The sequence below is a fragment of the Albidovulum sp. genome (genome assembly GCF_049646345.1).
Lineage (GTDB): Bacteria > Pseudomonadota > Alphaproteobacteria > Rhodobacterales > Rhodobacteraceae > Albidovulum.
In genome coordinates this window covers 1-3,210 of sequence record NZ_JBARVQ010000753.1, presented here as the reverse complement: position 1 = coordinate 3,210, position 3,210 = coordinate 1, and the positions used below count along the sequence as shown (strand labels likewise).

Below are 3,210 nucleotides of genomic sequence, written 5' to 3'. Positions count from 1 at the left end.
TTGAAACCGGCCCACATTCTCGGCGCTTTTGCCCTGTCGCTGGCACTGACCGGCGCGGCCTGTGCCGAAGACCCGACGGCCGATACCGTCGTGGCAACCGTGAACGGCACCAAGATCACGCTCGGCCATATGATCGCACTGCGCGACAACCTGCCGGCGCAGTATCTGCAACTCGACGACCAGACCCTGTTCGACGGCATTCTAGACCAGATCATCCAGCAGGTCTCGCTCTCGGCCGAGGCTGAAGCCTCATTGCGCAAGCGCGATAATCTGGTTCTGGAGAACCAGCGCCGCAGCTATCTGGCGGGTGTAACGCTGGATGAGGTCGCCAAGGCAGCCGTCACCGACGAAAAAATCGAAGCACTCTTTAACGAACGCTATTCCAGCGTTGAACCCGGCAAGGAATTCAACGCGGCCCATATCCTTGTCGAGACCGAGGAAGAGGCAAAGGCGATCAAGGCCGAGATTGACGGCGGTGCTGACTTTGCCGCGACGGCCAAGGAAAAGTCCACCGGCCCGTCGGGGCCCAATGGCGGTGATCTTGGCTGGTTTGGCGTCGGCATGATGGTCAAACCGTTCGAGGATGTGGTCATCGGTATGGAGCCCGGTCAGGTTTCCGACCCGGTTCAGACCCAGTTCGGCTGGCACATCATCAAGCTGAACGAGACCCGCAGCGCCGCCGCCCCGACCATCGAGGATGTGCGCGATGAACTGGCAGGCGAACTTCAGGGCAGCGCCGTCGAAGAAAAGGTCAAGGCACTGACTGACGCCGCAGAGGTCGAAAAGACAGTCGAAGGTATCGACCCGGCAATCCTGAAAAACTCTGAACTTCTTGATAACTGAACACTCCAGCAAGGGGATTGGCGATGGCCAAGAAAGGCAATGACTGGAAGTCCGAGGCAAAGAAGCTGAAAGGCAAGCTCAAGAAACTGCGCAAGCAGTTTGATGAGGATGTCCGCCCGCAGCTGGAAGAGGCCGCAGGCGATGCCTACAATGCCATGAGTGGTGCGATCTCGGACATGGCCAGCGCGGTTGCTGCCAAGACCAAGACGGCACACCCGGTTTCCCCCCTTGCGCCGAAGGACGGTTTTCCGTCTTTGCCAAAGATCGCAGGCGTCGAATTCGCCACGGTCGAGGCCAATGTGCGTTACAAGAACCGCACCGATGTGATGCTGGCCCGGCTTGCCCCCGGCACAGCTATCGCCGGGGCCTTCACCCGCTCATCGACCCGCGCGGCCTGCATTCTGGACTGTCAGGCCAAGCTGAAACTGGCGGCCGGGCCAAAGGATGGCGCGGCGATCATCGTCAATTCCGGCAATGCCAACGCGTTTACCGGCGCCCTGGGGCAGGAAGCGGTCGATGCAGTGACCGGCGGCGTGGCCAAGGCTTTGGCCATGCCGGTATCGCGGGTCTTCTCCTCCTCCACCGGCGTCATCGGCGAACCCCTGCCGCATGAGCGCATAACGGCGAAACTCGACGATCTGAAAGCCGCGCTCTCGGACGATGCGATTGAGCTGGCCGCACGGGCGATCATGACGACCGATACCTTCCCGAAAGGGGCATCGGCCGAGGTGGAAACCGACGCCGGCAAGATCCGCATCGCCGGTATCGCCAAGGGATCGGGCATGATCGCGCCGGATATGGCGACGATGCTGGTCTATATCTTCACCGATGCGAAAATCTCGGCCGCCAATCTGCAAAAGATCGTCTCGCGTCAGGTTGACCAAACCTTCAACGCGATCACGGTGGACAGCGACACCTCCACTTCCGATGCCCTGATCGTTGCCGCGACCGGCAAGTCGAAGGCCGCCGAGATCGCCGATATGCGGTCGAAACCGGCCAAGGCGTTCGAGGCGGCCCTGCGCGACGTGATGCTGGACCTTGCCCATCAGGTGGTGAAGGACGGCGAAGGCGCCACCAAGTTCGTCGAGGTGCGCGTAACAGGTGCCTCCGATGCCGCCAATGCCCACCGCATCGCCATGGCCATCGCCAATTCGCCTCTGGTCAAGACCGCCATCGCCGGTGAAGACGCCAATTGGGGCCGCATCGTCATGGCAGTCGGCAAATCCGGCGGCAAGGCCGATCGCGACAAGTTGTCGATCCGTTTTGGCGACATTCTGGTGGCTGAGAACGGCTGGCGCAGCCCGGACTATTCGGAAGAACAGACCTCGGCCTATATGAAGGGCAATGCGCTGTTGATTCAGGTCGATCTGGGGCTTGGCAAGGCGTCGAAGAGCGTCTGGACCTGCGATCTGACCCACGGCTATATCGACATCAACGCCGATTACCGGTCGTGAAGGACGATGCATCAGCCGTGAAGGTCGTTCTGGTTTCGGCTGTTGCCTTGATCGATGTCGACGGGCGGGTGCTTCTTGCCCGTCGACCCGAAGGCAAGTCCATGGCTGGTCTTTGGGAGTTTCCCGGCGGCAAGGTCGAGCCGGGCGAAACGCCCGAGGCCGCGTTGATCCGTGAACTGCACGAAGAACTCGGCATCGACACCTGGAAAAGCTGCCTCGCGCCCCTTACCTTCGCGAGCCATTCCTATGACAGCTTCCATCTGCTGATGCCGGTCTTTGCCTGCCGCAAATGGCAAGGCACACCCCATGCCCGTGAAGGGCAGGAATTGGCTTGGGTCCGGGCCAGGGACCTGCGGAACTACCCGATGCCCCCGGCTGACATTCCATTAATTCCCGTTTTGCGCGATTGGCTTTGACACCCGCGAAAAGATGCGCAACTATAGGTTGAAGCAACATTCCGCTCACACGAAACGGTCAATAATAATCGTTTCCAAAGCGAAAGGAATGTGGCTACATGATCGGGCTAGTCATTGGTTCCCTGTTAATGAGTTGCCACTACACTCAGAGCAGCCCGTATGTTGGGGAGTTTATGCGATGCTGCGCACCATCACACTTGGAAGCTGTGTTTCCGTACAGGGAATCTTCGAGCGTCAGCTCGACAACGGAAAGATTCTGGTTCGGGTCGGGCAGTTGATCTTCGAAGGATATCCGGTTTCAGGAAAAGCCGCCTGAGCACAGGCGTCATGTCTTGAAGCTTTGATGGGGCCTTGGGCCCCATTCTTTTTTGGCGCTGCTGGTTTTGACACCATTACAAATCAGGCCGGGGAGCGCTGGGGGCAATGACCATAACCCGGCTCTACAGCGTTTCGCGTTTAACCTGAAACATAACTCATCACCTAACGCGTTGAAATCT

Annotated in this window: 4 protein-coding genes; all 4 read left to right on the top strand. The window is 59.3% G+C overall.

The window, feature by feature from the left end; genetic code table 11:
* The 4 genes from WBB85_RS19775 (at position 1) to WBB85_RS19760 (ending at position 3,029) form a co-directional block, all read left to right on the top strand.
* Positions 1-843 (top strand): peptidylprolyl isomerase, encoded by an 843-nt coding sequence (locus WBB85_RS19775; protein WP_432640305.1) that lies wholly within the window; start codon positions 1-3, stop codon positions 841-843.
* A gap of 176 nt (positions 844-1,019) precedes the next feature.
* On the top strand, positions 1,020-2,297 hold the full coding sequence (gene argJ / locus WBB85_RS19770) for a bifunctional glutamate N-acetyltransferase/amino-acid acetyltransferase ArgJ (protein ID WP_432640307.1): 1,278 nt from the start codon (positions 1,020-1,022) through the stop codon (positions 2,295-2,297).
* 17 nt (positions 2,298-2,314) lie between these two features.
* Positions 2,315-2,713 (top strand): 8-oxo-dGTP diphosphatase MutT, encoded by a 399-nt coding sequence (mutT, locus tag WBB85_RS19765; protein WP_432640306.1) that lies wholly within the window; start codon positions 2,315-2,317, stop codon positions 2,711-2,713.
* Positions 2,714-2,891: 178 nt separating this feature from the next.
* A complete protein-coding gene (locus WBB85_RS19760) occupies positions 2,892-3,029 on the top strand; it encodes a hypothetical protein (RefSeq protein ID WP_432640304.1) in 138 nt (45 codons plus the stop codon).
* Positions 3,030-3,210 lie beyond the last annotated feature (181 nt).